General features: G+C 66.6%; 29 protein-coding genes and 1 pseudogene. 13 read left to right on the forward strand and 17 right to left on the reverse strand.

What is annotated here, in order from left to right:
- Positions 1–66: 66 nt before the first annotated feature.
- From AB0J87_RS25885 to AB0J87_RS25910, 6 genes are all read right to left on the reverse strand, one after another.
- Positions 67–1068, reverse strand: a complete 1002-nt coding sequence (locus AB0J87_RS25885; protein WP_363969053.1) for a DHA2 family efflux MFS transporter permease subunit — start codon at positions 1066–1068, stop codon at positions 67–69.
- 151 nt (positions 1069–1219) lie between these two features.
- Entirely contained in the window at positions 1220–1723 is a 504-nt protein-coding gene (locus tag AB0J87_RS25890) for a DsbA family protein (RefSeq protein WP_363970110.1), read from the reverse strand.
- Entirely contained in the window at positions 1660–1938 is a 279-nt protein-coding gene (locus tag AB0J87_RS25895; protein ID WP_363970112.1) for a DsbA family protein, read from the reverse strand. Before AB0J87_RS25895 ends, AB0J87_RS25890 begins: the two co-directional genes overlap by 64 nt.
- A gap of 27 nt (positions 1939–1965) precedes the next feature.
- A complete protein-coding gene (locus AB0J87_RS25900) occupies positions 1966–2616 on the reverse strand; it encodes an LUD domain-containing protein (protein WP_363969055.1) in 651 nt (216 codons plus the stop codon).
- 85 nt (positions 2617–2701) lie between these two features.
- Complete coding sequence (locus AB0J87_RS25905) at positions 2702–3052, reverse strand: DoxX family protein (RefSeq protein WP_363969057.1); 351 nt, start codon at positions 3050–3052, stop codon at positions 2702–2704.
- Between the two features lie 407 nt (positions 3053–3459).
- On the reverse strand, positions 3460–3765 hold the full coding sequence (locus tag AB0J87_RS25910; protein ID WP_363969058.1) for a hypothetical protein: 306 nt from the start codon (positions 3763–3765) through the stop codon (positions 3460–3462).
- A 114-nt stretch (positions 3766–3879) separates the two neighbouring features.
- Here AB0J87_RS25910 and pqqD point away from each other — a divergent pair, with 114 nt between their 5' ends.
- From pqqD to AB0J87_RS25930, 4 genes and pseudogenes are all read left to right on the forward strand, one after another.
- Positions 3880–4119, forward strand: coding sequence for a pyrroloquinoline quinone biosynthesis peptide chaperone PqqD (gene pqqD, locus AB0J87_RS25915; protein WP_363969059.1), 240 nt, complete (start codon positions 3880–3882; stop codon positions 4117–4119).
- 42 nt (positions 4120–4161) lie between these two features.
- Positions 4162–4677 (forward strand): annotated as a pseudogene (locus AB0J87_RS25920) (radical SAM protein); the annotation flags it as partial.
- 288 nt (positions 4678–4965) lie between these two features.
- Complete coding sequence (locus AB0J87_RS25925) at positions 4966–5250, forward strand: MarR family transcriptional regulator (protein ID WP_363969061.1); 285 nt, start codon at positions 4966–4968, stop codon at positions 5248–5250.
- A gap of 221 nt (positions 5251–5471) precedes the next feature.
- On the forward strand, positions 5472–5615 hold the full coding sequence (locus tag AB0J87_RS25930) for a helix-turn-helix domain-containing protein (protein ID WP_363969063.1): 144 nt from the start codon (positions 5472–5474) through the stop codon (positions 5613–5615).
- A gap of 71 nt (positions 5616–5686) precedes the next feature.
- Here the strand turns inward: AB0J87_RS25930 and AB0J87_RS25935 are convergent, their stop codons facing one another.
- The 4 genes from AB0J87_RS25935 to AB0J87_RS25950 form a co-directional block, all read right to left on the reverse strand.
- Positions 5687–6232 (reverse strand): STAS domain-containing protein, encoded by a 546-nt coding sequence (locus tag AB0J87_RS25935; protein ID WP_363969064.1) that lies wholly within the window; start codon positions 6230–6232, stop codon positions 5687–5689.
- Positions 6233–6725: 493 nt separating this feature from the next.
- Complete coding sequence (locus AB0J87_RS25940; protein WP_363969066.1) at positions 6726–7205, reverse strand: nuclear transport factor 2 family protein; 480 nt, start codon at positions 7203–7205, stop codon at positions 6726–6728.
- A 257-nt stretch (positions 7206–7462) separates the two neighbouring features.
- Complete coding sequence (locus tag AB0J87_RS25945) at positions 7463–8362, reverse strand: alpha/beta hydrolase (protein WP_363969069.1); 900 nt, start codon at positions 8360–8362, stop codon at positions 7463–7465.
- Positions 8363–8416: 54 nt separating this feature from the next.
- Positions 8417–9697 carry an MFS transporter gene (locus tag AB0J87_RS25950; RefSeq protein WP_363969071.1) on the reverse strand — a complete coding sequence of 427 codons (1281 nt, stop codon included), beginning with the start codon at positions 9695–9697 and terminating at the stop codon, positions 8417–8419.
- Positions 9698–9794: 97 nt separating this feature from the next.
- Between AB0J87_RS25950 and AB0J87_RS25955 the strand changes: the two genes are divergently transcribed.
- The 4 genes from AB0J87_RS25955 to AB0J87_RS25970 all read left to right on the forward strand — a co-directional run bounded on the left by AB0J87_RS25955 (position 9795) and on the right by AB0J87_RS25970 (position 13479).
- Positions 9795–10319: a CGNR zinc finger domain-containing protein gene (locus AB0J87_RS25955; RefSeq protein ID WP_363969073.1), complete on the forward strand. Its 525-nt coding sequence runs from the start codon at positions 9795–9797 to the stop codon at positions 10317–10319.
- Between the two features lie 252 nt (positions 10320–10571).
- Complete coding sequence (locus AB0J87_RS25960) at positions 10572–11837, forward strand: IS256 family transposase (protein WP_363969075.1); 1266 nt, start codon at positions 10572–10574, stop codon at positions 11835–11837.
- Between the two features lie 155 nt (positions 11838–11992).
- Complete coding sequence (locus AB0J87_RS25965) at positions 11993–12496, forward strand: S1 RNA-binding domain-containing protein (protein ID WP_363969077.1); 504 nt, start codon at positions 11993–11995, stop codon at positions 12494–12496.
- 536 nt (positions 12497–13032) lie between these two features.
- Positions 13033–13479, forward strand: coding sequence for a hypothetical protein (locus tag AB0J87_RS25970; protein WP_363969079.1), 447 nt, complete (start codon positions 13033–13035; stop codon positions 13477–13479).
- A gap of 314 nt (positions 13480–13793) precedes the next feature.
- Here the strand turns inward: AB0J87_RS25970 and AB0J87_RS25975 are convergent, their stop codons facing one another.
- The 3 genes from AB0J87_RS25975 to AB0J87_RS25985 are packed head-to-tail and all read right to left on the reverse strand — an operon-like array spanning position 13794 to position 17171.
- Positions 13794–15101, reverse strand: coding sequence for an FAD-dependent oxidoreductase (locus tag AB0J87_RS25975; protein ID WP_363969081.1), 1308 nt, complete (start codon positions 15099–15101; stop codon positions 13794–13796).
- On the reverse strand, positions 15091–15945 hold the full coding sequence (locus AB0J87_RS25980; protein ID WP_363969083.1) for an alpha/beta hydrolase-fold protein: 855 nt from the start codon (positions 15943–15945) through the stop codon (positions 15091–15093). Before AB0J87_RS25980 ends, AB0J87_RS25975 begins: the two co-directional genes overlap by 11 nt.
- Complete coding sequence (locus tag AB0J87_RS25985; protein WP_363969085.1) at positions 15942–17171, reverse strand: amidohydrolase family protein; 1230 nt, start codon at positions 17169–17171, stop codon at positions 15942–15944. The genes AB0J87_RS25980 and AB0J87_RS25985 overlap by 4 nt, the downstream gene beginning before the upstream one ends.
- 93 nt (positions 17172–17264) lie before the next feature.
- Between AB0J87_RS25985 and AB0J87_RS25990 the strand changes: the two genes are divergently transcribed.
- From AB0J87_RS25990 to AB0J87_RS26000, 3 genes are all read left to right on the forward strand, one after another.
- Positions 17265–17918, forward strand: a complete 654-nt coding sequence (locus AB0J87_RS25990; protein WP_363969086.1) for a TetR/AcrR family transcriptional regulator — start codon at positions 17265–17267, stop codon at positions 17916–17918.
- Positions 17919–18197: 279 nt separating this feature from the next.
- Positions 18198–19031, forward strand: coding sequence for an IS5 family transposase (locus AB0J87_RS25995; protein ID WP_363969088.1), 834 nt, complete (start codon positions 18198–18200; stop codon positions 19029–19031).
- On the forward strand, positions 19028–19474 hold the full coding sequence (locus tag AB0J87_RS26000; protein ID WP_363969090.1) for a hypothetical protein: 447 nt from the start codon (positions 19028–19030) through the stop codon (positions 19472–19474). Before AB0J87_RS25995 ends, AB0J87_RS26000 begins: the two co-directional genes overlap by 4 nt.
- 857 nt (positions 19475–20331) lie before the next feature.
- Here the strand turns inward: AB0J87_RS26000 and AB0J87_RS26005 are convergent.
- Positions 20332–21501: an MFS transporter gene (locus AB0J87_RS26005; RefSeq protein ID WP_363969092.1), complete on the reverse strand. Its 1170-nt coding sequence runs from the start codon at positions 21499–21501 to the stop codon at positions 20332–20334.
- A gap of 152 nt (positions 21502–21653) precedes the next feature.
- Here AB0J87_RS26005 and AB0J87_RS26010 point away from each other — a divergent pair, with 152 nt between their 5' ends.
- Together AB0J87_RS26010 and AB0J87_RS26015 are read left to right on the forward strand one after the other, a co-directional pair.
- On the forward strand, positions 21654–21986 hold the full coding sequence (locus AB0J87_RS26010) for a helix-turn-helix transcriptional regulator (protein WP_185076356.1): 333 nt from the start codon (positions 21654–21656) through the stop codon (positions 21984–21986).
- Positions 21987–22247: 261 nt separating this feature from the next.
- Positions 22248–22529 carry a hypothetical protein gene (locus AB0J87_RS26015; RefSeq protein ID WP_363969094.1) on the forward strand — a complete coding sequence of 94 codons (282 nt, stop codon included), beginning with the start codon at positions 22248–22250 and terminating at the stop codon, positions 22527–22529.
- A 1012-nt stretch (positions 22530–23541) separates the two neighbouring features.
- Here the strand turns inward: AB0J87_RS26015 and AB0J87_RS26020 are convergent.
- Genes AB0J87_RS26020 through AB0J87_RS26030 form a run of 3 tightly spaced genes read right to left on the reverse strand, consistent with a single transcriptional unit; the run spans position 23542 to position 25257 of the window.
- Positions 23542–23820 (reverse strand): cytochrome C oxidase subunit IV family protein, encoded by a 279-nt coding sequence (locus tag AB0J87_RS26020; RefSeq protein ID WP_363969096.1) that lies wholly within the window; start codon positions 23818–23820, stop codon positions 23542–23544.
- A 10-nt stretch (positions 23821–23830) separates the two neighbouring features.
- Positions 23831–24460, reverse strand: coding sequence for a cytochrome c oxidase subunit 3 (locus AB0J87_RS26025; protein WP_363969098.1), 630 nt, complete (start codon positions 24458–24460; stop codon positions 23831–23833).
- Positions 24457–25257, reverse strand: coding sequence for a hypothetical protein (locus AB0J87_RS26030; RefSeq protein WP_363969100.1), 801 nt, complete (start codon positions 25255–25257; stop codon positions 24457–24459). The genes AB0J87_RS26025 and AB0J87_RS26030 overlap by 4 nt, the downstream gene beginning before the upstream one ends.
- Between the last annotated feature and the right edge of the window lie 79 nt (positions 25258–25336).

Raw genomic sequence — 25336 nt, forward strand, 5'->3', positions numbered from 1 at the left:
CCTTCATCGACGGCAAGCTCGTCGAACGTCCCGCAGACTCGCCCGTCCCCACAGCCGCCTAGGAACTCACGATCCACAGGTCTTGACTATTGCTCCGGCCAACGGGAGGAAGGCCATCATGCCCAGTGCCTGGAACATCGTGACGAGGCCGGAGCCGGTCGCGTCGACGCCCATCTGATATTGCAGCAGCAGTGGCACCAAGAACAACGCGCCCATCAGCGCTCCTGACGCCGGAAGCATCAGCAGGTTGCCGGTCCGAAACAGCCGGTCCTTCAGCAGGCGCAGGTCGATCATCGGCTCGCTGCGGGCCAACTCGATCGTGGCGAACACTGCCGCCAGCGCGAGCCCGGCGCCCAGCTGCACGAGCACCGGGGCGGCGCCCCACCCCTCTCGAGCACCACCGTCGAGGCCGAGCAGCAGCAGCGCGAGCGCGGCACCGCCGGACAGGAACCCGGCGATGTCGAAGCGGCCAGGACGATCCGCGCGTTCCTCGCGAAGGGCCACCATCGCGAAGAGCAGACCGAGCACGCCGATCGGCACTTTGAGGAAGAAGATCCATCGCCAGCTGACGTTGTCGACCATCCATCCGCCAAGTACCGGGCCGAAGGCCGGGGCGATGGTGGTTGGTATGGACAGCACCGCCGACGCCTTTGCCCGCTCGGCCGGCGGGAAGGCGCGGAACAGCATCGCGGTGCCGACCGGGGTCAGCAGCCCGCCACCGACGCCTTGGACGACCCTGGCCACGATCAGCTCGCCGAGCGATCCGGCGATCCCGCCCCAGGCCGAGGCGGCGGTGAAGACCGCGAGCGCGAACAGGAAAGTGCGCTTGGTGCCGAACCGGTCGGCGACCCACCCGGAGGCGGGGATGAACACCGCCATGCTGACCAGATAGCCGGTGACCAGCCACTGCAGCGTCTCGGTCCCGACGCCGAAGTGCTGGCCGAGTGCGGGCAATGCGGTGTTCAGCACAGTCATGTCGAGGATCTCCATGAACAGCCCGAACACGAACGCGGTGGCGACCAGCCACTTGTATGGCACCCGTCTCACCACGGTGCGGCTCCTGCCCATCCGCCCATCGAGCTCCTGACACCGGCCGACAGGGTCGAACAATCAAGGGACGCAGAGGTCTGGTGCGGTGCGGTGCAGGGACGCGGTCGCCGCATCGGGTGCAACCTCGCCCGATGCCAGCGGTAAAGGAAAGTCATGGTCATGCCCGTGCTCAGATCGTGCAGGTGCCGGCCACGCCGGCTGGATCGGGTGTGGTGTCGCCAGTTTCGGCATCCCCGGCCACGGCCTCGTCGCGGGCGCGTTCGGGCGCGTCGAGCAGCGCGGGTATCTCCTGGACGCCCTGGATCGCGTGGCGGCCGTTGACGACGATGGTGGGTACAGAGCTGATTCCGCGTGCGTGCGCGGCCGCGATCTCCGCCGTGACTTCGCGTACGGCTGTGGATCCGGCCGGCATGTCCAAGACGTGCCGGCGGTCCAGGCCCACGGCGGCCGCCGCGTCGGCGAGCACGGCGTGGTCGGTGATGTCCCGGCCGTGGGTGAAGTAGGCGGCGAACAGCTGCTCCAGCACCCCCGCCTGCTTCCCTTCGGCGTCGGCCAGCCGTAGCACCCGGTGGGCGTCGAGGGTGTTACCGATCAGTGCATGATCGAAGTTCATTTCGATCCCCTCACGCGCCGCCATCCGCGGGGTGCGTTCAAGGACCGAGCCGACCTGCAGCCCAGTTTCCGGCTGAGGTGCTGGCGGGCCGGGGTGCCCGTGGCCGGGATGCCCGGATCGAGCTGGAACGGCCGGTAGACGATCCGGACACCGTCCGTTCCCCGGAAGTTGCGCAACGCCCGCTCCAGTCGGCGCCTTCCGATGTAGCACCACGGGCAGACGCTGTCGGCGTGGACCTCGATCGTCATCGTGTCGTTTCGGGTGGAGCTGGTCATGAAGTCCTCACTCACGAGCGTGGGTGATCAGAACCCGATGGGTTCGCGGACGAGGACCACGGTGCCTCGGTCGGGGAACATCTCGCGGTCGATGATGAGGATCTTGGAGAGCAGAGCCGGCGTGCCGTAGGCCTGGCGGGCGCGGACGTCCTCGCGCGGGTAGGCGTAGGCCTCGATGCGGCGCAGTGCCGTGTCGAGGTCGGGCACGATCTTCTGAGAACCGACGACCCAGAAGGCCCGGCCCGCGCCGAAGCTGTACGGACCGAGCTGGCTGCCGCTACCTGAGGCGGTCAGCAGCCGCCCGTCCTCGGTCACCGCGTGCACGCTCCCGACCACGACGTCGGGGGCGGAGCCGACGGCACGCATCTCATCGAATCGCCCCTCTTCGCGCAGCCGCATGAGCTTGGGGCGCACGGCGTCGAACCGGCCGGAAGCATTGATGTCATCGTCCAGGCCCGATAGGCGGAGCGTTTCGCTGGAGACGGTGAGGACGCTCCGATCGCCGGGCAGCAGCCGGTTGACGACGGCACGCGCGTCGGCTGCGGTGTCGACGATCTCGACGGCGTGGCCCTTCTCCCGCAGGGCGGCCGCGGTCCGCTGGAGCTGCTCCTCCGTGGCGGGCCGTTCGAAACGGGTGTCGATGGGGAGACCGGCCTCGGTCATGGCGTGAGTGGTCATCACAATGCTCTTTCTTGTTTCGGGGCGGGTTGAGTCGGTACAGCTTCGCCCTGTCGCGGAGGCGTCGGGCGGTGCCGGTCATGTTTCAGCCGGCCAGCCCGAGGCCGAGTGCGGTCGCGCTGAGAATCAGCAGGACCAGCGACGGCAGGGTGTGCTTGGCGGTGTCGCGGGCCTTGATATGAGACGCGACGGCGCCGGCCATGAGGAGCGCCAGTCCGGTCGCGGCCGCGACCCCAAGGACTCCGATCCACAGTCCGGCGATCAGCCCTACGGCTCCGAGGATCTCCAGCGCGCCGATGACGCGCATGAGCCCGGCTGACACCCCGAGCCTGCCGAGCTGGGCTGCCATGTCGTCCTTACCGGAGAGCTTCGGGAAGCCGGCTCCGGCGAAGGCGAGGGCCAGCAGGAGGGATAGGACGGCGGTGGCGATGAACATGGACGCAAGCTCCTCGCGTAGAAGGTTCAATACTTCAGTGACTGAAATATGTTCTACCAGAACTTATCGCAGCCGACGCCAGGGGGGTCGGCTTGCTGTGCCGAAAGACGAGCAGCGTGATGCGAGCCAGGGCGCAGAGCAGCTGCGGTCGCTAGGTAGCGGTGACGTGGAGGGAGGCGAACCGTCGCCCGAAAATCAGCGCCGGGAGCGGGGCCGGCCGCCGATTAAGCCAGACGGAGCAGCGACAGCAGGCGGCCGATGGATCGCAGATCGTTGAGGTCGGTCACGTCCCGGCGGACTGCGTCGCCATGTCTGGGGTAGCTGCTGCCGGGACTGGTACGGCCGGTGCCTGTTGTAGTGGATCAGGTAGTCGTGGAGCACGAGGGCCGGGTGGCGTTCGCTGAGGATCAGGATCCGGTCCAGGAGTTCACGGCGCGCCGATGACCCGCTCGCAGATGGCGTTCATCCTCGGCGTCCACCACGACGTCACACGCGGTGATCGCGTGGGCTTGAGCGGACAGGAACTGCCGCCGGCTCAGCCCGGCCCGGCGCCGGATCGATACCCTCCGCATGAGGATCTCCCACACTGTAGAGGCCGCGATCGCGTAACCCAGGCGGGCCGACTCGCCCTGGATCCGCCGACATGCCCTCCAGGCCGGGTTCTCCCGCGCCATCCGAACAACCAGTGCCGGGCCAAAGATCAAGGTCGCCACGCGAATCCTCGACTGGGCTCGTACCGAGGCGGACAGGACGAAAGCGATCAAGGCGCTGGAGTACAAGTGCGAGGTGCTGTGGACGCTGCTCGACGCCGTCGACCGGGCATACACATGAGCTGGAAGCCCGCGCTGGCTCCCGCGGCCCGGCTGCGTCACTGCGACATCCGGCAGGCGGAGCTCCTGATCGTGCCCGAGCGGATCGTGGTGCTGAACGACACGGCGGCGGCCATCGTGCGGCTGTGCGACGGCACCCGCACGGCTACCGAGATCTCGCGACACTTCCCCCAGGCCGGCCCCGCCGACGTCACCGACTTCCTCGACGACCTCCGAGGCCAGGTGTGGCTGCGATGAACGCGACCGTGCCACCGCCCTGGGCCATGCTGCCCGTACTGCTCCAACCCCGCCGAGCTGGACACCGCAGACTGGAGCCGGGTGATGAAGCAGGCGGCTGCGCTCGGCGTGGTCCATGCGCACATCTCCGGCGGCGAGCCGCTGGTCAGACGCGACCTCGCCGAGATCGTCGCCGCAGCGCAAAGGATCTATTGCCAGCTGGTCACCAGCGGCGTCGGGCTGAGCACCGCCCGACTGGCCGAACTGGCCGCGGCCGGGATCGACAGCGTGCAGCAGCCGGGCCACGGCCTGCGTGCCAAAGGTGTAGCCGATCCACCGGTCCACCCGCACGTAGGCCAGTCGCTCAGCGGCGGGCAGCCACGCCATCCGGCGGACGCTCTCATGCAGATGGGACAGCGGTATGAACTGCGCTGCGATGGTCGGATCCGCAAGGACAGGCGAGCAACGAAACTCGCCGCCCAATGGACAGCGGTGACCGTGATGCACGTGACCCAGGGCCGGCGGGTGTGCTCCATGCGCGGCAGGAGGAAGTCAGCGCGCGTCTGGGTATCGACATGATGCCGGCCTTCCTTCGCCGTCCCACCCTCGGGTAAGGACTTGCTTTACCCTTGTGCTTGGAACACACAAGAGGCATGAGATAGTTCAATAACTGAAACAGTGAGGGCGGCGGGGGAAGTCGTGGCGGAACTACACATCGATTGGCCAGACCCCGAGGGCCAGGAGATCGTGGAACGCCTATTCGCTGCGGATGCGGCTCTGCGGGCACACTTTGAGGAGACTGCCGCCGCAGTCGGCGTGACCGTGCCGCAGGCTCACACACTGCTTCAGCTTGGGCAACCTCAGCGTATGGGCCAGATAGCCGGCCAACTGCACTGCGAACCCTCCCACGTCACCGGGATCGCAGATGCTCTCGAGCAGTGCGGTTTCCTGCGGCGAGAACCCGACCCGGATGACCGAAGGGCCAAGCGACTCGTTCTCACCGCGTCGGGGCAGGACCTTCGGGGCCGTCTCCTGGCCCGTCTGTTCGAGAGAGCGCCGATCATCTCGGTGCTCAACGTCGACCAGCGGACCGCCCTGCTGTCGCTGCTCCGTCTGGCTCAATCGGCAGCCGACCCCAGCTCCCGGCGCTGACTTTCGGGCGACGGTTCGCCTCCTTCTCTGGGCCAGAAGGGTCGATCCACGATCCGACCGACCCGATCGGCAAGCTGCTGGTTGCCGCATTGGCGATGGTCCCGGAATCCGAGGCGGACCTGGCCCGGAGGGGAACGCGCGAGGGCATGAAGATCGCCAAGGCCAAGGGGCGGTTGCGCGGCAAGAAACCGAAGCTGGACCCCAGGTAGGAAGCGCATCTGGTGGCGCTGCACAAGGCAGGTGAGCACGCCAGCGCCGAGCTGGCCGAACTGTTCGGGTTGACCCGCTCAACGGTGTACCGGGCAGTCGAGCGAGCGATCACCGGGTCAGATCCATCACCGACTGACCGAAACAGTTCCGCCTGACCGTCATGCTGCTCGACCGGGGGCGGACATCGAGTGATCAACGCCGATCCCGCCGTCCCGTTGTGACTGCCTCAGCGGGGCAGGACGGGATGGCGGCGGGGCAGGAGGCCGGCGTGCTGGAGCTGGTCGCGAGCGGCGGCGATGGCTTCGGGGGTGGTGGCGGACACCCGGCTCGCCTGGTCGAGATGGGCGATGATGCCAAGGGCGTGCAGGGGCTGATGGTGGCCGTCACGGATGCCGGAGACGTGGACGGTGATGCCACGTCGTTGCAGGCGGGCGACCGCATCGCCCCGGACCAGGGCGCCGCTGGCGTCGATGATGGTGACGCGGGACATCCGCAAGATCACCACGGAGACGTCGGCGACCTCCGACAGCTCCAGCAGGAAACGGTGTGCGGCGGCGAAGAACAGCGGCCCGTCCAGCCGGTAGGCGACGATGTGCTCGGCGAGCAGGGCGTGCTCGTCTTCGGTGTGGTCGCCGGGCAGGTCGTGGGCGAGCGGCATCTCATCGAGGCGGACGTTACGGGCGACGGCGCGAAGTGCCAGCGCCCCGGCCACGGCCAGGCCGACGATGACGGCCTGGACCAGGTCGAGCGCCAGCGTCGCGATCGCGGTCATGACCAGGACCACGGCGTCGCCGCGGGTTGCCGGATACGCTCCGCGGCTTCGTCGCTCGCCCCAGCGGGCTGCCGGATGCGCCCGGTATCCGAGCTGGTCGGCGGCCTGACCGGCTCCTCACCGCGGAGGGCGCGCGCCCGCAGCATCCTGCGGATGGCGACGGTATCGGCTGTGGATACGCTGACTGAGCGTGCCACATCCGGCCTCGGTGTTCTTCGTGCGTACGTTGATCAGTAAGCCGTTGCGGCCCTTCGTCACCCTCTCTACCTGCACTTCCGCCGGGTGGGGAGGCGGGAGCTCTCGCCACCCGCCTGAATGTGCCTTCATGCCCGGCCAGTGACGAAATCGCGACTCTGACCACGCATCGTTACGTCTTCACGATCTTTGTGCAGAGCCAGAAGTTCGTGTCCGTCCGCACCTGGGCACCCGCATCGACTGTGACGCAGCCCGGTCGCCGTGGGTGCTGGATAGCCGAGTCTCCGCGCCGGCCAGGTCAGCGCAGGGGAATGTCGGTGTGGTCGCCGGCCGGCCGCGGGCCGTGGATGCGTCGTTGGTCTGCGGAGATGGGGACGTCGTTGATGCTGGCCTCTCGGCGGCTCATGTAGCCATGGGCGTCGAACTCCCACTGTTCGTTGCCGTAGCTGCGCCACCATTGGCCGGTCGCATCGTGCCATTCGTATTGGAACCGGACGGCGATGCGGTTGTCGCTGAATGCCCACAGCTGCTTGCGCAGGGCGTAGTCGAGTTCACGCTGCCACTTGTCGGCGAGGAACGCCTCGATCTGTTCGCGGCCGGTGAGGAAGGTCGACCGGTTGCGCCAGGTGCTGTCGGGCGTATAGGCGGCGGCGACGCGTCGGGGGTCGCAACTGTTCCAGGCGTCTTCGGCGGCCTGCACCTTGATCCGGGCGGTGTCGGCGGTGAAGGGCGGCAGCGGATGGCGTGGGGGTTCGGCGTCGCGGTGGTCGGTGCTCATGTCGGGCTCCCTGTGGTGTTGGTCGGGCTTGCTGGTCAGAATCTGTGCTCGGGTAGTTGCCGGCGAAGAGCTGCGTTTTCGGCGCGTAGCCGGGTGAGTTCCTGACCACGTGGGGGGTGATGTAGGCGGCCTCATCGGCGCCGAGCAGCGCGACCGGTGCGGCATCAGGATTCCTTGCATCGTCGCAGGTGTGAGTCGCGCGACGGGTTGCCCAGGCGGGCGGGTGTCACCCGCCCGCCCCGGCGGTCGTGCAGGGGTCAGTGCAGGGTGCGGCCGAGGAAGTCGCGGATCAGTCCGGCGATCTCGTCGCCGTGGGTCTCGAGGGCGAAGTGACCGGCGTCGAGCAGGTGGAGTTCCGCGTCGGGCAGGTCGCGGGTGAAGGCGCGGGCGCCGTCGGCGCCGAAAATCTCGTCATGTTCGCCCCAGGTGATCAGGGTGGGTGGCTGGTAGGTGCGGAAGTACTCCTGGAAGGCGGGGTAGGCGTCCAGGTTGAACTGGTAGTCGAAGAACAGCTGCAGCTGAACGTCTTTGTTGCCGGGCCGATCCAGCAGGGCTTGGTCGAGAGTCCAGGTGTCGGGGGTGAGCCGGTCGAGCCGGTCAGCGGGCACGCCGTGGGTGTATTGCCACCGGGTCGCCTCGGGTTCCAGCAGCTTGCGGACGTCCGGCTCGTTCGCGGCGCGGTCTTTGGCGTGGGCGAACAATACGTCCCAGAAGGCAGTGAAGCCTTCGGTGTAGGCGTTACCCGACTGCACGATCAGTGCGGCGACCCGCTGCGGTTGGCGGGAGGCGATCCGCAACCCGATCGGGGCGCCGTAGTCCTGGATGTAGAGCGCGAAGCGGTCCAGGCCGAGCTGGTCGAGCAGGCCCAGGGTGATGGCGGTGAGGTTGTCGAAGGAGTAGTCGAAGTCGGTGACGGCCGGGGCGTCGGAGTGGCCGAAGCCGATGTGGTCGGGGGCGATGAGGTGGTACCGGTCGGCGAGGTCGACGATCAGGCGGCGGAACATGTGCGAGGACGTGGGGAATCCGTGCAGCAGTACCAGGGTCGGCGCCACGGGGTCACCGGCTTCCCGGTAGAAGACGGTCCGGCCGTCGACGGTGGCGGTGCGATGAGACACGACGCGCCTACCCACAGCGGTTCCGGGTGCGGTGTTGCTCATGACGTTCTCCTTCTTAGAGGTGGTGGACAGCGGCCGGTTGGCCGTTGTCGCGGATCAGGCGATGACAGGCGAGGTCGGAGTCGGTTCGGTGGGTGTGGCTGGTGGCAGCGGGTCGCGGTCCCCGGCGAGGCGCCACAGGAGCAGGCTGCTCACCGTCATGACGGCCGCAGCGACGACGAAGTACGGCCGGTACGTGCCGGTCAGTGAGCGGGTCAGGCCGCCGGCGAGGACCCCGACGCCGGCGCAGGTCTGGTGGAGCAGCCACACGAAGCCCATCAGCCGACCCAGCGAAGCCGGCGCCCGGCCGACGGACAGCACCGCGACGGTCAGCGGGATAACCGGGAACGATGCGAGTCCGAACAGCACGGCGAAGCCGAACAACTGGCTCGCGCCGGTGCAGAACGCCGCGAGCAACAGTGAGACCCCGCGGACTACGTGCAGCGCCAGCAGTAATCTGTCCCGGCCGAACCGGTTGACCAGCCGGCCGGTGATGATCATCATCACCGCGCTGGCTGCTGCCGCCACGGCCAGTACCTGCCCGCCTGTGGACACGCCGCCGCCGAGGTCAGTGGCGTATCGGGGCAGGTGCAGCACCACGAAGTACAGGCTGAGCGCGTGCATTCCGAACGACGCCACCGCGAGCCGGCGACGGCGCGTCAGCACCGCCGGCGGCAGGACCGCCCCGTCGGCAGCGAGGCCGGCTGCCGAGTCACGGTCTGCCCCATCGGGGACCTGGGCCAGCTCGGCCGGGTTGTTGCGCAGCAACAGGGCCGCGGCGGGTACGGCGGTCAGCGCAACCACCATGCCGAGCACCAGATAGGCGGTCGACGTGCCGTATCCGGCGATCAACCAGCCCGCTGACGGCAGCACCAGCAATTGCCCCAGATTGATGCCCGCAGTGGTCCTGGCCAACATCCGTGTGCGGTCGCGGACGTACCAACGCGACACGAGCACCGAGTTGGCCAACGTCGCCGCGCCGGCGAACCCCGCTCCACCCAGCAGTGGGTACACCAGCAGGAACTGCCACAACTGCTCGACGCCCGCCAGCAACAGATAGCACGCCACCAGCAGACTCAGCCCCGCAGCCAGAACGAGGCGGGGGCCGACGCGATCGACCAACACACCCACGACCGGCTGCAACAGACCACTCACGGCCGTGTTTGCGGCTGCCGCCATGCTCAGCGCGCCCACGCCCCAGCCGTACCGGGCCGACAGCGGCGCCAGGAACAACCCGGCGGCGAAGTTGAGACCGAACGCCGCCGCCATCACCAGCATTGTCACCGCCACGATCCGCGGACCGGCAAACCGACGAGCCGAAGACGGCGTGCGCGACATCCCAAACTCCTCTAACCGTTGTACTGCCTTTGAACGGTAAGAAATTAGAGCTCCCATGCCTTACCTGTCAAACCATGGACGGGGGTAAGATTGATGAATGATGCAGCGGCCACTGGTCGGCGAGCCCCTCGCCCTCGACCTCGTGAACACGCAATGGGTGGACCGCGGCCACAGCTTCGACCTGTTCGACGAACCCGGCGGCGTGTCCGCCTGGCTGGCCGAGCACCAGCTGCCCGGCACGGTTGACCTGAGCGAAACTCCCCTGCGGCAGGCCCGCGCGGCACTACGCGGCGTTCTTGAAAGCCGCGGCGAGCGCTCCGAGGAGGAGCTCAACGCCGTCCTCGCCCGCGGCGCGGTGCATCACACCCTGCGCCGCGGCACGCCCCACGAAGCCGTCCACGCCGAGGACGGATGGCTACCGGCCTGGCAGGCGGCCAACAACTACCTCGAACTGCTACGCCAGCAACCGTCACGAATCCGTCGCTGCGCCCATCCCGCCTGCGTCCTGTACTTCTATGACACCTCACGCAACGGCACCCGACGCTGGTGCTCCATGGACGGCTGCGGCAGCCGCACCAAAGCCGCCCGCCACTACCATCGCAACCGGACGGCCACACCGTAGGCTCGCCAACCCGGCTTCAGAGAAATGCCGACTCATCGACGCCCGATAACGTGCATCGGGGTCAGGGACGGCCGACTACGTCCGCACCGAACGCAACTCCTGGCTGAAAGAGCGGGTTGGCTATGAACGCGGGAACGAGCACCAGTTCGTCAGGGTCTGTACGGTCACTGGTGTAACTCCTGATCAAGGAGAACGCACCTGATGAGTACTGTGATCCAGGCATCGACGGAGATCGACCTGGAGGACGCCGGCGTGGCCCGCAAGCAGCCCAAGGAGAGCAACGCCAGGGATTCGGATCGGGAGCTGGTGGCCCGGCTGGTCGACCAGGCCCGTGCCGAGGGCGTGGAACTGGTGGGCGAGAACGGGCTGCTCGGCCGGCTGACCAAGCTGGTGCTGGAGTCCGCGCTGGAAGGCGAGATCACCGACCATCTCGGCTATGACAAGCACGAACGCGGTGCAAGCGAGACAGGCAACAACCGCAACGGCGCCCGCTCCAAGACCGTCATCACCGACGTCGGGCCCGTCGAGATCAGCGTGCCACGTGATCGGGACGGCAGCTTCGAGCCGAAGATCGTGCGCAAGCGGCAGCGGCGGCTGTCCGGTGTGGATGAGATGGTCATCTCGCTGGCCGCCAAGGGCCTGACCACCGGCGAAATCTCCGCCCACCTTGCCGAGGTCTACGGCGCCGAGGTATCCAGGCAGACCATCTCCACCATCACCGACAAGGTGCTGGACGGGATGGCCGAATGGCAAAATCGGCCGCTCGACCCCATCTACCCGGTCCTGTTCATCGACGCCATCCACGTGAAGCTGCGCGAGGGCCAGGTCGCCAACCGGCCGATTTACGTGGCGATGGCGGTGACGGTGGATGGCGAGCGCGACATCCTTGGGCTGTGGGCCGGCGACGGCGGCGAGGGCGCCAAGTTCTGGCTGCACGTACTGACCGAGATCAAGAACCGCGGCGTGGCGGATGCCCTGATGGTGGTCTGCGACGGTCTCAAAGGACTGCCGCAGGCCATCGAGCAAGTTTGGCCCCAGGCGGTCGTCCAGACGTGCGTGGTGCACCTGCTGCGCGCGTCGTTCCGATATGCCGCCCGCCAGCACTGGGATGCCATCGCCAAGGCGCTCAAGCCGGTCTACACCGCGCCCACGGAGGCCGCCGCGCTGGAGCGCTTCTTGGAGTTCGCCGAACTCTGGGGCGGTAAGTACCCGGCGATCGTGAAGCTGTGGGAAGACGCCTGGGCCGAGTTCGTGCCCTTCCTCAACTTCGACACCGAGATCCGACGCGTCATCTGCTCAACCAACGCCATCGAATCGGTCAACGCCCGGATCCGCCGGGCGGTCAAGGCCCGCGGCCACTTCCCGAACGAGCAGGCCGCGCTCAAGTGCGTCTACATGGCGATCATGAGCCTTGACCCGACCGGCAAGGGCCGCAAACGCTGGATCACCCGCTGGAAAGCCGCCCTGAACGCCTTCGCCATCACCTTCGAAGGCCGTCTGACCCCGACCACTCGCTAATCAAACAAGATCGAGATACACCACTGACTGGACACACCCGTTCGTCACGGGTCCGAGCACCACCAACCGATCGTTGGGGTGCGCCGTGGTCACGAGTTTGGGCACCTCTTCTGGATCTTGCTGTGGCTGGCGTGGGCTCGTAGGGTCGTCTCACGATGGTTGGTGAAGGTGACCCGAAAGACGTCGTTGAGATCTTGTGGTCCTTCGAGCTGGGGCAGGTCTGCAGGGGCGTGGTGAGCTCTATCAAGCCGTTCGGCGTGTTCGTGGATCTGGGCGGCGTCGATGGCATGGTGAACATGGCCGAACTGGCCTGGCGGCGGTTCGATGATCCGTCTGAGGTCGTCGAGGTCGGCCAGGAGATCGTGGTCATGGTCCTTGATGTCGATCTCGAGCGTGAGCGCATGTCGTTGTCGTTGAAGGCGCTGCAGGACAACCCTCTGGTCGAGCTGGCTCGAACGCGCCTGGGCGCAGTGTTGAGAGCGCCTGTGACCAAGGTGATCCCATTCGGGGTGTTCGTCGAGATCGGCGATGGGATCGAAGGTCTGGTCCATATCTCGGAGTTCCCCGATGGTGAGCTGCCTTCCGAGGGCCACGAATTGCTGGTCCGGATCGCTGATATCAACCTGGGGTATCACCGGGCCCGCATTGAGCTCGCCTGATGGTCAGGCTTCGGTCCGGTCCATGTGAGCCTGTCGGTGTCCGGATGTACATGTCGGATGGGATGTCGGAGTTTAGGGGTAGCTGTCGGGGCTGGTGGTGCAAAATCCAGTCTTGTGAGTGCTGATGGCGCGGCGGCCCGAGCATTGCCGAGGCTGGCTCGGCGCCGCCCTGGGCGTACGGGCCATCCAACGAACGGCGGGCTGGCCTCGTACAACGGGTCATTTCTGAGAACTCAGGCAGGTGGTTCAGCCGCGCGGCGCGTACATGATCACCAGGACGAAGGGGGGCCGCAGCATGTGCTCGCCACGAGCACATGCCGGATCACGCTGCCGTGCTCGGCTCCGCCGGCGGCGGAGACGGGCAGGTCGATGGCGACCTCGTGGACGGGCAAGCCCTTGCTGTCGCTACACCCGACTACACGTTCGAGGCAACATGTTGCGAAGATCAGCCAACGTGCCACACGTGGCAGAAAAGATCATTTCGCTCTGACCTGCTCGAACTGGCCGGGAACCCAAGATAACCATCGGACTGCATCATGTGGGACGAAGGCCATGACGAGCAGACCGGTGAGGCCTACCAGGTCTGTTTGCCACGTGTCCCGGCCAACAAGACCTGCGGACCGTTCGCCAAGCCCGTCGACCCGGTCGTTGGCCAGCTCATCGAGGCATGGAAGCTCGTGCGAGCCCCGCAACCCGACATCACCGACCGCAAGACCCGGCAACGCCGCCAGCACCTGTTCACGCACCGTGGACAACTGGTCGGCGGCGGCTACCTCAACGACCACATCATTCCGGCGCTCTGCGCCAAGGCCGGCATCCTCATGCGCGACTCGCGCGGCGCGCTCACCAGCCACCGCGCCCGGGCCACCATCGCGACCCAGTTCCTCAACGCTCGCGAGCCCCTCACACTGGCCGACCTGCAGCAGTGGCTCGGTCATAAACACCCCTCTAAGAGCGCTGTCGAGCCGCGGTGGATCGACTGAATCCTCTCCATCCAGACACTAGGAGCGCATGTGTAAAACAAACGGCAGAATGATTCGACCGTGCCTCTTCGCCTGGCTTATCTCACCGTCACGAAACACGTTCGCCGCAGTGCGACTGCTGCCCGTGGGCGCTTCTGACCTTGTCGCCGGGCAAGGTCCTGCACCGGCTATGGCTCCTCATCCGACCGGACACCGCCAGGATAAGTGGATCTCCACTGCGGACGGTCCTGGACGCGCCACAACCGACACCGTACGGATTCAGCCGACGAATCCCAGGCGGATGACATTAGTGGACGAGATGCCAAGAAGGTGCATCAGCCCAGGACTGTGCCCGAGTTCTCGGTGCCGCGGGGACGCTTGCGGGAGAACGCCGAAAGGTCTATGGCCAGGCCGGTGTGCTCGCCGACGAATCGTACCGGCCGTTCGTCGTGATCTACGCCGTTCTCGGTCTGTTCGATGATTGCGGCGAGGAACTTGCCGACGACCGGCGCGTTCTTGAACTGGTTGCCGCTCGTCCCCATGGCGACGTAGAACCCGTCCAGCTCCGTACGGTCGTAAATCGGCGTCCAGTCGTCGGCGACGTCGTAGACTCCCACGATCCCGCGAGCCCGATTCGGTATCTCCAACGCCGGTAGCCGTCGCGCAGCCCTCGTCACCTGGGCCTCGAACACCGCCGTCGTCGGATGTGCGGTGACGGCATCCGGGTCGTCCACCCACTGCAGCGGGTCGCATTCCGGTTCCGTACCACCCACCAGCAGTCCCCCGCCGGCCTCACCGCGCAGGTAGATACCCAGGTCCATGTCCGCGACGCAGATCCCGGCGCGGTTGTCGGCGCCGAACCCCACGGGGACCGCGACGTGCGCGACCTCCTGCCGTAACGGCCGGCATCCCACGGTGAAGTCGGATCCGACCGAGGCCAGCTCGTTGATGCGGGTCGACCATGGGCCTGCGGCGTTGACCACCACGCCGCAGGGGATCCTGCTCCCGTCCGCGAGTGTCACCGCGGTGACCCGGCCATGAGCCCGCTCGATCCCGCGCACCGACGTATGGAACCGGAACTCGGCACCGTGTGCCCGCGCGGCGGCGGCCAGATTCTGCGCCGCCAGTTGCGGATCGTCCACGAACCCCGCATCGGGTGTGTACACCGCACCCAGCGTGGTTTCGGTCTCGGCCCAGAACTCGTCGTCGTCGATACGTTTCGGTGGCCAGTACCTGCCGACGTCGATACCCAGGATCCGCTCCGACAGGTCCACGCTCGTCCACTCCTCGAACGGGATACCCGCGTTCTGGAACAACGGCAGGTACACCGACCGAGGAGCCACGTCCACATCCAGCATCGCCATCCCGCACCGTACGTACCGAGCCAACGGCCCGACGTCGCGGCCAAGGTGCTCCGCCCACGACTTCCAGCCGAAGTGCGCCTCCCAGGCGGTGGCGACGCCCGGGGCGGTGGAGAAGTTGAACCGCACCACCGCGCTGGACGCACTCGTGGAGCCGTGGCCGGCGCCCCCGGCCTTGTCGACCACCGTCACCTGCCAGCCACGGCGGGCGAGTTCCAAGGCGACCGACGCGCCGATCACCCCCGACCCGATCACCACGACGTCCGTGCGCTTACCGGGCACGGCAGGTCCTGAGATAACTGAGGAACGAGGCCTGCAGCCCAGTCACGTGCGTTTCGTGCATGAGTGCGCTGGTGACGGATCCGCTGCGTGAGGTGAGGCGGTGAAGGAACGTGGCCGCGTTCTTCGCGAGATTCTGGTAGACCGCCACGTCTCCGAGGATCTCTCGGTCGTTGAAGGTCACGTGAAGCTTGGTAGCAGGCAGGGTGTCACCCATTGCTTGAAGACGAGCGAAGACCTGACTGTCTGCATCGACAATGCCGGGGCTGCCCGCGCCGATGCTCTCGAAGAAGGTGCTATTGGTGAGCCAGGCGTAGAGACTGAAGAGTCCGCCGTAGGAATAGCCGAAGAGGCCGTGACCGCTCGGGGCTGTGCCGTAGTCGCGTGCGATCCGCGGGTGTAGGTCGTCGGTAAGGAAGTTCAGGAACATATCCCCGCGGCTGCCGCTCAATTCAGCGAGGTAGGCGTCGGCTTGCTCGCGAGTCATCGTGCCCGCTTCGACCCCCATCTCCACCGCATCGATGTACTCCTTCGCGATGGGTTCGCCGGGGGGCACGAGGTCGCGGTTGCGCAACCGCTGCCAGTGCTCTGCCTCCTCGCCTGCGTAACCCACGCTGACCTGGACGTAGGGCTGAATCGACTGCATGGGGTCCAGTTGCGTGACGATGAGTGGGGCGGTCATGCCCACGGCCCAATTGCCGTCGAGCACATACACGACAGGCGCTTGCGCCGCGGCAGGGTCGTAGCCCGGTGGCGTGGTGACCCAGACGCCGTAGTCGTACCCACCGCTGGAACGCAGCTCGAAGTAGTCGGTGTCGGCGAGGCAGCCCTGCCACATGGTGCTCATCTGAGGTCCTTTACGATTTGGCCAGCCTGGATTACGAGGACGGCGTTGGTGGGGTCGGAGAACAGTTCTGGGTCTTCGAGCGGGTTGCCGTTCCAAAGAACGAGGTCTGCCTGCGCGCCGGGAGTGATGACACCCACCTGGCCGGACAGGCCGAGGATCTCGGCGTTGGTCTGGGTCGCCGCCACGAGCGCTTCCATCGGCGTCTCGAGGGCTGCGCGGAGGCTGAGTTCTTTGCCGCGACGGTCCTGAGCCGGACCGATGAGATCGGAACCCAGCCCGATCCGCACTCCGGCCTCCTTAGCGGCAGCGAGCGCCTCGGTCATCCGCTCACGGACACCCAGCACACGATCGCGGACCGACTCGCCGAGGCCGGCTTCCGCGGGGTCGTGCAGCAGTCGCTCGACGACGGCGAACGTGGGCACAAGGGCGACCCCGCGCGTGGCCATCAAGGTGGCCGTGGGCTCATCGAGGTTGGTGCCGTGCTCGACACAGCGCGCCCCGGCCTCGACCGCGTTCCGAATGCCCTCATTGTTGTGGGCGTGAACCGTCACGTAAGTGCCCCGTGCCGCGGCTTCCTGCACAGCGACGGCGATCTCCTCCACGGTGAACTGGGTGTCGGTCAGCCGGTCGTGAGCGCTGACCACTCCCCCGGTCACACAGAGCTTCAGAAAGGAGGCTCCGCGGCGGAAGGCCTCACGTACGTTGCCTCGCAGCTCGTCCGCGTTGCCCGACATCATGGACAGGGCACACAGACCCGGAAGGTGATGACCGCTCCACAGCTCGGTGGGTTCCCAGTCGGCTCCGTAGTAGCCGTGCCCACCGATCTGGCACTGCACAGGTCCGCACGACAGGACGCGCGGTCCCCTGACCTTGCCCTTCGCGATCGTGGTGACGACGCCGCCGTCGATCCCGCCAGTGTCCCGGACGGTCGTGAAGCCGGCGTCGAGCGCTGCGCCGGCCGTGGCGAAGATGTCCGCCGCGATCTCGGCGGCACTGATCTGGAACGAGAACTGCGGCTGGATCGGGCTCGACAGGCCCAGGTGAACGTGCGCGTCGATCAGGCCGGGCGTCATCGTCAGTCCCCCGGCTTCGAGCCGCTCGCCGGGTCCGTCACCGGAGGCCCCGAGCTGGGTGATCCGCCCGTCTTCGACCGTGACGTCGACGTTTATGGGGTCGCGCCCCGTCCCGTCGGCGACCGCCGCGCCGACCACGTACAAACGTCCCACGAGTCGTTCCCTCCGCCGTCGCGAGCTGACTGCGACCATGTACGAAGCAACACGGCGCCGCCAGCAATCTTTTCCAATGGATAAACTGTAGGAGTGATCCTGTCAACCACGGAACGCAAAGGCGACGCACGCGAGCGCCTCCTGGCCCGGCTCCTCGACACCTTCGACGAGGCCCTTCCCTCACCGGAGGTGTCGCTCCGCGAGATCGCCGCCCGGACCGAGACCAGCCACGCCCTCCTGCGATACCACTTCGGGTCACTTCCGGGCGTCCTGGCGGCCATGCTCAAGGCACAGCGATCTCGTGACAACGAGGCCCTTTTCGCAGCCGCCCAGCAGGGCACCTTCACCAACCTCGTTGCGGCGATCTGGCGGACCTACACCCGCCCGGAGCAGTTGTCGCGTGTCCGCGGCTTCTTCCACGTCGTAGGACTGGCCGCGTACAGGCCGGAGGACTTCCGCGAGTTCATCGACTCGCTCGACGACCTGACCAAAATGCTGGCCTCACTCGCGGAACGCGAAGGGCACGACACCGGGGAAGCGCTGACCATGGCCACCGTCGCCGTTGCCGCGATCCGCGGCCTGCTCTTACAGGAAGTCCTGACTCCAGGAGTCCACTCGGAGGACGCCGTCGACTTGATCCTGCGCATGCTCCCCGGCAACGCGGCCGGTGTTCACTCAGGCGATGGAGTACGCCCGCACCCTCAAGCAGGCCGTCCCGCACCGGCGCGTGATCGTCATGGTGCATGAGATGAAGCGAACTTCGATCTGGGCACCAAAGAGGGCCGGTTCATGTTCGCGGTCCTGGCCGCGGCCGCGGAACACGAACTGGGGGTGCAGCCAAGGTACGGCGGAAACCGGCAATAGGCTGGGCGGCCCTCGGGTTTGCGCTGGTGAGGACAGGGGTTCCCGGATGTGATCGATCTCAGAGTGCGGTTCGCGAGTCCATGCCCGTGATGTCACAGTGTGATCGGATGGATTTGTAGCGTTACCACCAGTCGGAGGTCTCGGATGTGCTGGGATGGCCGTGTGGCCGAGCGCAAGCCCTACCCCAGCGACTTATCCGACGCCCAGTGGGCGTTGATCGAACCGGTGCTCACCGCATGGAAGGCCGCGCACCCGTCCGTCAGCGGCCACGAGGGCAACTACGAGTTACGCGAGATCGTCAACGCGATCCGCTATCAGGGACGAACCGGCGTCCAATGGGACTATCTCCCGCACGACCTGCCACCCAAGAGCGCGACGTACTACTACTTCGGCAAGTGGCGCGACGACGGCACCGACAAGACGATCCACGACCTGCTGCTCTGGCACCTGCGCGAGAAGAAGAAACGATTAGCCGACCCCAGTCTGGTCGTGCTGGACACCCAGAGCGTCCACGTCGCGGCAGGGGTCCCCGCCTCCACGACCGGCAAGGACGCCGCGAAGCGAGTAGCGGGGAGAAAGCGGGGCTTGGCGGTGGACGTGCTGGGGCTGGTCATCGCTGTGGTCATGTTGGCCGCCTCGGCCCACGAGAATGTCGCCGGGATCGCCCTGCTGGACCGGGTCGCCGCCAGCACCGAGGGCACAGCGACCAAGGCGCTGGTCGACCAGGGGTTCAAGAACACGGTTGTCGTGCATGGCGCCGGTCTGGGGATCGACGTGGAGGTTGTCGAGCGTAACGCTGCCGACAAAAGGTTCGTCCCCCCGCCCAAGAGATGGGTCGTCGAGCAGACGTACGGCATCTTGATGTTCCACCGGCGTCTGGTCCGCGACTACGAGCACCTTCCGGCCAGTTCCGAATCACGGGTGTATTGGGCGATGACGGACGTGATGTCCCGCCGCCTGATCTGTGGCACGGCCCCCGCGTGGCGGTGGACATGACCGGGCCCGACGCTCGCCAGTCCGACCCTGGCACCTGGCTCCTGGACCGAATCGACGCCCGCGAGCACGCTTTGACCTGCCAGATCGAGCAGACCCAGGCGGAGATCGACACTCTGACCGCGCGTCTGGGCGAACTCAGCGAGGCGATCGAGCACCTGCGGATCAGCCGCAAGACCCTCATCTCCCTTGCTGAAGAGGACCCTGCCCCGGCCGAGCCGGCCGCGACTCCTCCCGTGATCCCCGATCACCCCGCCTACCAGCAGATCCTCACCGTATTCGGCGAGGTAGCCGACTCCCTGCGCGCCCGCGACCTGGCCATGGCCATGGACCTGCCGCTGACGCAGAACGCCATCCAGAACGTCCGCGCCAAGCTCAAACGCCTGGCCAGCCGCGGCATCCTCATCGAGACCGAGCCGGGATTGTTCTCCCAACCGCGCCGATAGCCCGAACGGTGAGCTTCCGGCCAGCCGGCCTAACCCAACCCCACCGGCGAAAGGGACATCAGCTCGCAGAACGCACTCTTAGGCTTACGGGACCTGTGTCCGGGAATTGACCACGTGGCAGCCTTGAGAGTCACCGCTCACCAGCGATTGCGGGCCTGGAGACTGGGAAGACGCTTTGTTCACCCACGGGCCAACGACGTCTCTCGTGTAGGGGTAGTGGCCTGAGTTGCATTTCGCGATTACGCGGTAGGTGCCGAACCCGGACCAGCATTGCGTGTAGGCGAAATTGCCGGCGGTGTTCAGCCCTGCAACGCAGTCCCATATCTCGGCTCGCGCCGGGGTAGCGATTCCGACGAGGACTATCGCGCCAGCCGCCCCCGCAGCCAGGGCCCGTACGAGGTTGCCCATTGCGTCTCCTTGAGTCCCTACAGCTTGGCTTGTGGGCTTCATGCTCTTGCGTTCGGGTGGTCTGAGGACAGGGCATTAGGAGGACATACACCGGTCATTTCGTATCGACGACGAGCGCCCGCATCGAAGTGAGACGGTAAGTCCGGCGGCCCGGCATTGTGCTGGGTGTGCGGGGGTTGGGGTGGCGGTTCGGGCTCGCCGTAGGGATCACGCTGGGACTGATTGTGGGGTCGGTCCTGCTGCGGTCTTGCGCCTGAACCGCCACCCGTGGACATCTATCTCGACGGCCCGCCGCTTCAGACCGTGAGAGGGTGTCTTTGAACCCCGACTGTACCCCTTAGCGATCTTTCGTGTGGCAGGTGGATGTTGAGAGTGCCTGGGCGAATCCGTTCGAGCGCCTTCGCGGTCTGCTGTTGCTTTGCGGAGACGCTCCGCGAGGTGGGACAGGATTACGCCTTGGAACGTTCTGCAGTGGCCGACGCAGAGATCGGTGTCGCGGGGACGGGCGTGCCAGGGTGACCTGTGGTGCCCAGGTGCCAGAGGAGAGCCAGGACGGTGATGCCTGCGGCCGGCAGCCCCAGTTGGGCCGGGCTGAACCCGAGCCATTCCTGCGCAAGTCCGCCGAAGCCACCGCCCAGGGCGACCCCGATGTAGAGGGCCGAGGAGTTTAGGCCGAGCAGGATGGGTGTGGCGGCGGGGCTGAAGGCGATGAGCCGGTGCTGCTGCGGGACGACGATGATGCCGACGGTCACGCCCCAGATCGCCGCCCAGGCCAGGGTGGGTGTGAGGGCGCGGGTGGCCAACGGGGTCAGCGCCAAAGCGAGAGCCGCGAGGGCGAGGGTGCCGGTGAGGACGCGGGCGGGGGGCTGGCGGTCGACCAGGCGTCCGGCGACGATGTTCCCGGCCAGGGTGCCGACGCCCCAGACCAGCAGGATCAGGCTCAGCATGGTCTCGTTGCCGCCGGTGGCCGGCTGCAGGGCGGGGCCGATGTAGGTGTAGAGGGTGTAGGCGCCGAGGAAGGTCAGCGCGGTGACCGCCAGCAGCGACAGTACGCGCCCCTGCTTGAGCGGACGCAGCCGGTCGGGCAGGGCGGCGGCGGGGAGTGTCACCCGGGGCAGGCCGACGGCGATGCCAAGGGCTGCCAGCAAGCCGATCCCGGCGACGGCCCACAAGGTGAGGCGCCAGTCGGCACGGCCGATCAGCGTGCCGAGTGGCAGTCCCAGCGCGGTCGCCAGCGTCAGGCCGCCCAGGACGAAGGCCAGCGCCCGGCCGCGGCGTTCCGGTGGCGCGATGGCCGCCGCGGTGCTGGAGGCGGCGGATGTGATGATACCCGCTCCGATGGCGGTGACGATGCGGGCGGCCATCACCACCCCATAGCTGGTTCCCATCGCGGTGGCGGCGTTACCGGCAACGAATATTCCCAGCGCGATCAGCAGCGCTGATCGCCGATCCAGGCTGCTGGTGAGGGCGCCCATGACCGGTGCCGACAACGCCAGTACCAGGGCGAAGACCGTCACCAGCTGCCCGGCGGCCGGAGTGGATACCGCCAGGTCGGTGGCGATCGAGGAGAGTAGGCCTGCGATGACGTAGCCGTCGGTGCCGACGGCGAATGTTGCCACGGCCAAGGGGAGAAGTCGTTTCACCATGAGCGTGCCGCCTTTCCGGAGCACTGCGGATGTGGATGACCGGCACTGTAAGCAATATATGGATACTTGTCCATCTATCAATGTGTCGGTAGGCTCCGGGAGTAGCACCGGCGAGGGAGGAAGCGATGCGTGAGGTGTCCCAACCGGCGACCGAGGCGATCCGGATGGTCGAAGTGCTGCGTGCGCTGGCCGATCCGGTGCGGCTGGAGATCGTCCAACGCCTCGCAGTGACCGGCGAGGAGCCCTGCAACGCGATCGGCGGCGATCTGGACGTCCATCAGACGACGCTGTCGCATCACTACCGAGTGTTGCGCGAGGCGGGAGTCACCTGGACCACCGTGCAGGGTCGAACCCGGCTGGTGCGGTTGCGCCGCGACGACCTGGACGCGCTGTTTCCAGGTCTGCTCGACTCCGTACTGAACGGAGCCCGCCACCTGGGCGCAGCCGCAAGGGGCTGACACCAGAAGTGGGTGCCCCTTCTGCCGTGCTCTCGATTGCTCTGCGATCCGCCCGTGCTCATGCGGCGCGGGCGGCGGGGTGTCCTGCCGCTGTACCGACATGCCGGGCCCGTAGTCGCGACGGTGCCAGAACGACGGCCGTAACAACCACGAGTTCGTCGGAGGCGACGAATGACAGCAAAGAGCACTCCCAATCACCGGCTCTCGATCAGGTGGCGGCAGCGCCGGGTGCGGATCGCCGTGGCCGGGGCGGGTTCTTGCATGATGCTCCTGCTCATACTCTTCGGCTGGAGCGAGGTCGTGCTGTCCGGGTTGTGCGGCGGTGGCACTTGTGCTGTTGGGTGGTACGTCGATCTTTTGAAGGTGACGCTCGTTCTGCCTCCCTTCGCCGCTTTGCTCTTCGCCTGCTCCTGCTTGTTCTCCCGGACGGGAATGGTCGGCTGGCCGTTCCGGGTCCAGGTTCTGGCCTTCTCGGTGGTCGTGATCGTATGGATCGTCGCGTTGAAAAGCCTCAGATACGTCGAGGATGTCGCCCGCTTCTGACAATGTCTTGGCCGTCAGCGGCGGCCGCCCGCAGGTCGCGGTGAAGGCGGTGTCCTACAACTCCTACCTCCTGCCGACCAACCCCATGATCGGCCCTGCGCCTGCCGGAAACCGCATCCATGCACGTCAATCAGGCTCTGCATCACTTTCGAAGCGACTACAAGTTCTGCTGGCAAGCAGATGAACATCGCCTACCGATGGCTGCTCGGTGGTTGCTCGTGCGCGTTCGAACTACCGCGGGACTGGGGCCGCGTCACGAAATCCTGACCCTACACAACGGTGTCGGGATAGAGGACAAATGGGCGCATAATGGCGACGGTCAAGGATGCGTGGTTGCTCGGTGGTTGCTCGCGGGTACGCGGTACGGCGCGGCATCCACCGTCACTTCCCGGCACGATGCCAGGGATGATCTCGGACACAGCGATAGAAAACATCATCCCGCGACACCAAGCGGCACCAATCGAACCGACTCATAATCCGTGGGTCATGGGTTCAAGTCCCACCCGCCCTACTCTTCAATACCACGTCGTCCGTGCTCCCGTCGTGGCCGAGCGGACTTTCAGTCCGCTGGTCGTTCATCCTGCTTCGCGAGTCAGGCCCGGAACAGATGCCACGGCCTGCCTGGGCTTTCGAGTTCCCCCAGTGGCGAGCGGGCAAGGGCGCCTGGCAAGCCCTGGCGGGCGTGAGGCCCGACGCAGCCCGCTGTAGGGTGTCACGCTCTTGTTCCAACTCCCAGATCCGGGCCTTGAGCTTGTTTGTTCTTCTCTTCCAGCACGTCGTGCGAGCGTAGGGGTGACGCCGCCGCGGCCTTACCCGCACGCCGCCCTATCGGCCAGATCTACTCGCCCCGCCAACCCCACCGCGTCCGGTCTCGAACTTCAGCGGCTATGCAACGCCCTCCAGGTCCCCGTCCACCCACACTGGCGAGAGGATGGGCAGAGTGCCGAATGTCAGTGGCACGTGTGTCCGGACGGGCCTCGGCCGCGGCTCTGAACAGGGGCTCAGTGACGCTTCAATGGCCGGCGACGATGAAGATCGTCATGAGAGCCGCACACACCACCACGATCCACCCGCCGAACAGCAGGCGGAGCGCTCGAGGGGCTTGCCCCAGTTCCATGAAGTACCGTCCGACGAGGTAGACCTTGACGAACGCGACAGCGAGCACGACCACGGTGGCGAACTGCCGGGCCCCGTGGCCGTCCCCGAGGTACCAGGAGACCGCGGTCGCACCCATGAGGACGAGCCAGGCGACAACCGCCCGGTTCGCGCTGCTCGAAGTCTCGGAGGGCATGGGCACCTCATCACCTCATCAGGTAGAGCAGGGCGAACAGGACGATCCAGAGCAGGTCGATGAGGTGCCAATAGCATGCTCCCGCCTCGAGGTTTCGCAGATCCCTTCTTCCCAGGGAAGGCTTGCGAGCGATCAAGTACATGATCACCAATGCGACCATGCCGAGCAGCAGGTGCAACAGGTGGATGCCGGTGAAGACGAAGTAGTACATGTAGAAACTGTTCGTCGACGGCGTGTGACCGGCTCCGAGCTCGCTCGAGTACTCCAGGAATTTGTTGACGACGAAACCGGCACCGCAGAGCAAGGTCACGAGGATCATTCGGGAGCCGCGGCCGGAGGCGCCCTGACGCAACGAGTTCAGGCTCAGCGCGACGAACAGCGAACCGGTCAGCAACAGGAAGGTGTTCCCCGCGCCGAACATGAGGTTCATGTGCTCGCGGGCCTGCTCGAAGAGTCCGGCACTCCGCGACCGCTCATAGACGAACACACCGAAGAACAGGGCGAAGATGAGCAGGTCTCCGAAGATGAAGACCCAGATGCCGATCTCGCCTGGTACGTGGCCGGGCTCCCGAAGGCGCCGGCTCGGCGCCCTCGGGGGCTTGGAGGCGAACGGGTCCGCCGGCCAGGCATTCATGGTCATGAATCGGCGGCCGGCTCTTGCTCGTGGACGAAGCCGCCCCGGACGTTCCGCATCGACAGGTAGCTGAAGTACAGCACCCAGATACCGAAGACGACGAACGGCACCCACAGGCACACCACACCGGTCCAGCCGAACGGTCCGTCCTTGAAGAACCAGACCGTGCCGCCCGGGATGAAGCACACGCCGGCCCAGATGCTGAAGTAGCCCGTCCACCGGGGGAACACCGGAGCGTCGGTCTTGTCCAGCAGGATGTTCAGCCCGAGCGCGACGGCCCAGATCGTGAACGGCATCCAGGTGCCGAGCAGGATGATGTACGCCGCATCGTTGAACGCCTGCGTGATCTCCGGTGACACTTCGCCGGCCCGGAAGGCGGCGGTCGCCCACAGGCCGCAGTTCACCACGATCTGCGCGGTGCCCGCAGCCATACACGTCAGCTGAACGTAGGTCAGAGCCGGGAAGAGCCCCTCCTTACGGCGCGTCTGGACGGCCATGCAGACCCCCCAGACGCCCATCAGCGCGTACGCCAGACACGAGAAAACGAGCCCGACGCGAATAGCGGTGGCGTTCTCCTGGTAATACTGCGCGACCTGCTGAGCGGAATCGCTCGGGTGAATCGCGGGCGGGAAGTATCTGGCGAGCCAGACACTCCCGATCAGGAACAGGACCACCATGGCCGGGCCGCACCATGCGATGAGCAGCTGCGAGTTGCGGCTCATACTGCGACGGTCGGCCTCTGTCGAGACCAGTGCCCCTGAGTCCCTTCCTGCGGAGGTCGGGGCTAGATCGGCGGCGCTCACGAGGTTCTCCTTCCCTCGGTCGACTGTTGCGCGGGCAGACCTGGGTGGTGCTCGATCGAGGCCTGCCCTCCGGCGTGCG

Origin of the sequence: Nonomuraea sp. NPDC049625 (assembly GCF_040675285.1) — a bacterium.
Classification (GTDB): Bacteria; Actinomycetota; Actinomycetes; order Streptosporangiales; family Streptosporangiaceae; genus Nonomuraea; species Nonomuraea angiospora_A.

What these genes read in the sequence shown, in the direction of transcription:
- AB0J87_RS25885 (WP_363969053.1), bottom strand. Translation starts at nt 1,068, where the DNA reads ATGGGCAGGAGCCGCACCGTGGTGAGACGGGTGCCATACAAGTGGCTG.
- AB0J87_RS25955 (WP_363969073.1), top strand. Translation starts at nt 9,795, where the DNA reads ATGATGCAGCGGCCACTGGTCGGCGAGCCCCTCGCCCTCGACCTCGTG.
- AB0J87_RS26025 (WP_363969098.1), bottom strand. Translation starts at nt 24,460, where the DNA reads ATGACCATGAATGCCTGGCCGGCGGACCCGTTCGCCTCCAAGCCCCCG.
- AB0J87_RS26010 (WP_185076356.1), top strand. Translation starts at nt 21,654, where the DNA reads ATGCGTGAGGTGTCCCAACCGGCGACCGAGGCGATCCGGATGGTCGAA.
- AB0J87_RS26000 (WP_363969090.1), top strand. Translation starts at nt 19,028, where the DNA reads ATGACCGGGCCCGACGCTCGCCAGTCCGACCCTGGCACCTGGCTCCTG.
- AB0J87_RS25965 (WP_363969077.1), top strand. Translation starts at nt 11,993, where the DNA reads ATGGTTGGTGAAGGTGACCCGAAAGACGTCGTTGAGATCTTGTGGTCC.
- AB0J87_RS25940 (WP_363969066.1), bottom strand. Translation starts at nt 7,205, where the DNA reads ATGAGCACCGACCACCGCGACGCCGAACCCCCACGCCATCCGCTGCCG.
- AB0J87_RS25900 (WP_363969055.1), bottom strand. Translation starts at nt 2,616, where the DNA reads ATGACCACTCACGCCATGACCGAGGCCGGTCTCCCCATCGACACCCGT.
- AB0J87_RS26015 (WP_363969094.1), top strand. Translation starts at nt 22,248, where the DNA reads ATGATGCTCCTGCTCATACTCTTCGGCTGGAGCGAGGTCGTGCTGTCC.
- AB0J87_RS25980 (WP_363969083.1), bottom strand. Translation starts at nt 15,945, where the DNA reads ATGAGCACCATGTGGCAGGGCTGCCTCGCCGACACCGACTACTTCGAG.
- AB0J87_RS25950 (WP_363969071.1), bottom strand. Translation starts at nt 9,697, where the DNA reads ATGTCGCGCACGCCGTCTTCGGCTCGTCGGTTTGCCGGTCCGCGGATC.
- AB0J87_RS26020 (WP_363969096.1), bottom strand. Translation starts at nt 23,820, where the DNA reads ATGCCCTCCGAGACTTCGAGCAGCGCGAACCGGGCGGTTGTCGCCTGG.
- AB0J87_RS25970 (WP_363969079.1), top strand. Translation starts at nt 13,033, where the DNA reads ATGTGGGACGAAGGCCATGACGAGCAGACCGGTGAGGCCTACCAGGTC.
- pqqD (WP_363969059.1), top strand. Translation starts at nt 3,880, where the DNA reads ATGAGCTGGAAGCCCGCGCTGGCTCCCGCGGCCCGGCTGCGTCACTGC.
- AB0J87_RS25945 (WP_363969069.1), bottom strand. Translation starts at nt 8,362, where the DNA reads ATGAGCAACACCGCACCCGGAACCGCTGTGGGTAGGCGCGTCGTGTCT.
- AB0J87_RS25895 (WP_363970112.1), bottom strand. Translation starts at nt 1,938, where the DNA reads ATGACCAGCTCCACCCGAAACGACACGATGACGATCGAGGTCCACGCC.
- AB0J87_RS25925 (WP_363969061.1), top strand. Translation starts at nt 4,966, where the DNA reads ATGGGCCAGATAGCCGGCCAACTGCACTGCGAACCCTCCCACGTCACC.
- AB0J87_RS25935 (WP_363969064.1), bottom strand. Translation starts at nt 6,232, where the DNA reads ATGACCGCGATCGCGACGCTGGCGCTCGACCTGGTCCAGGCCGTCATC.
- AB0J87_RS25905 (WP_363969057.1), bottom strand. Translation starts at nt 3,052, where the DNA reads ATGTTCATCGCCACCGCCGTCCTATCCCTCCTGCTGGCCCTCGCCTTC.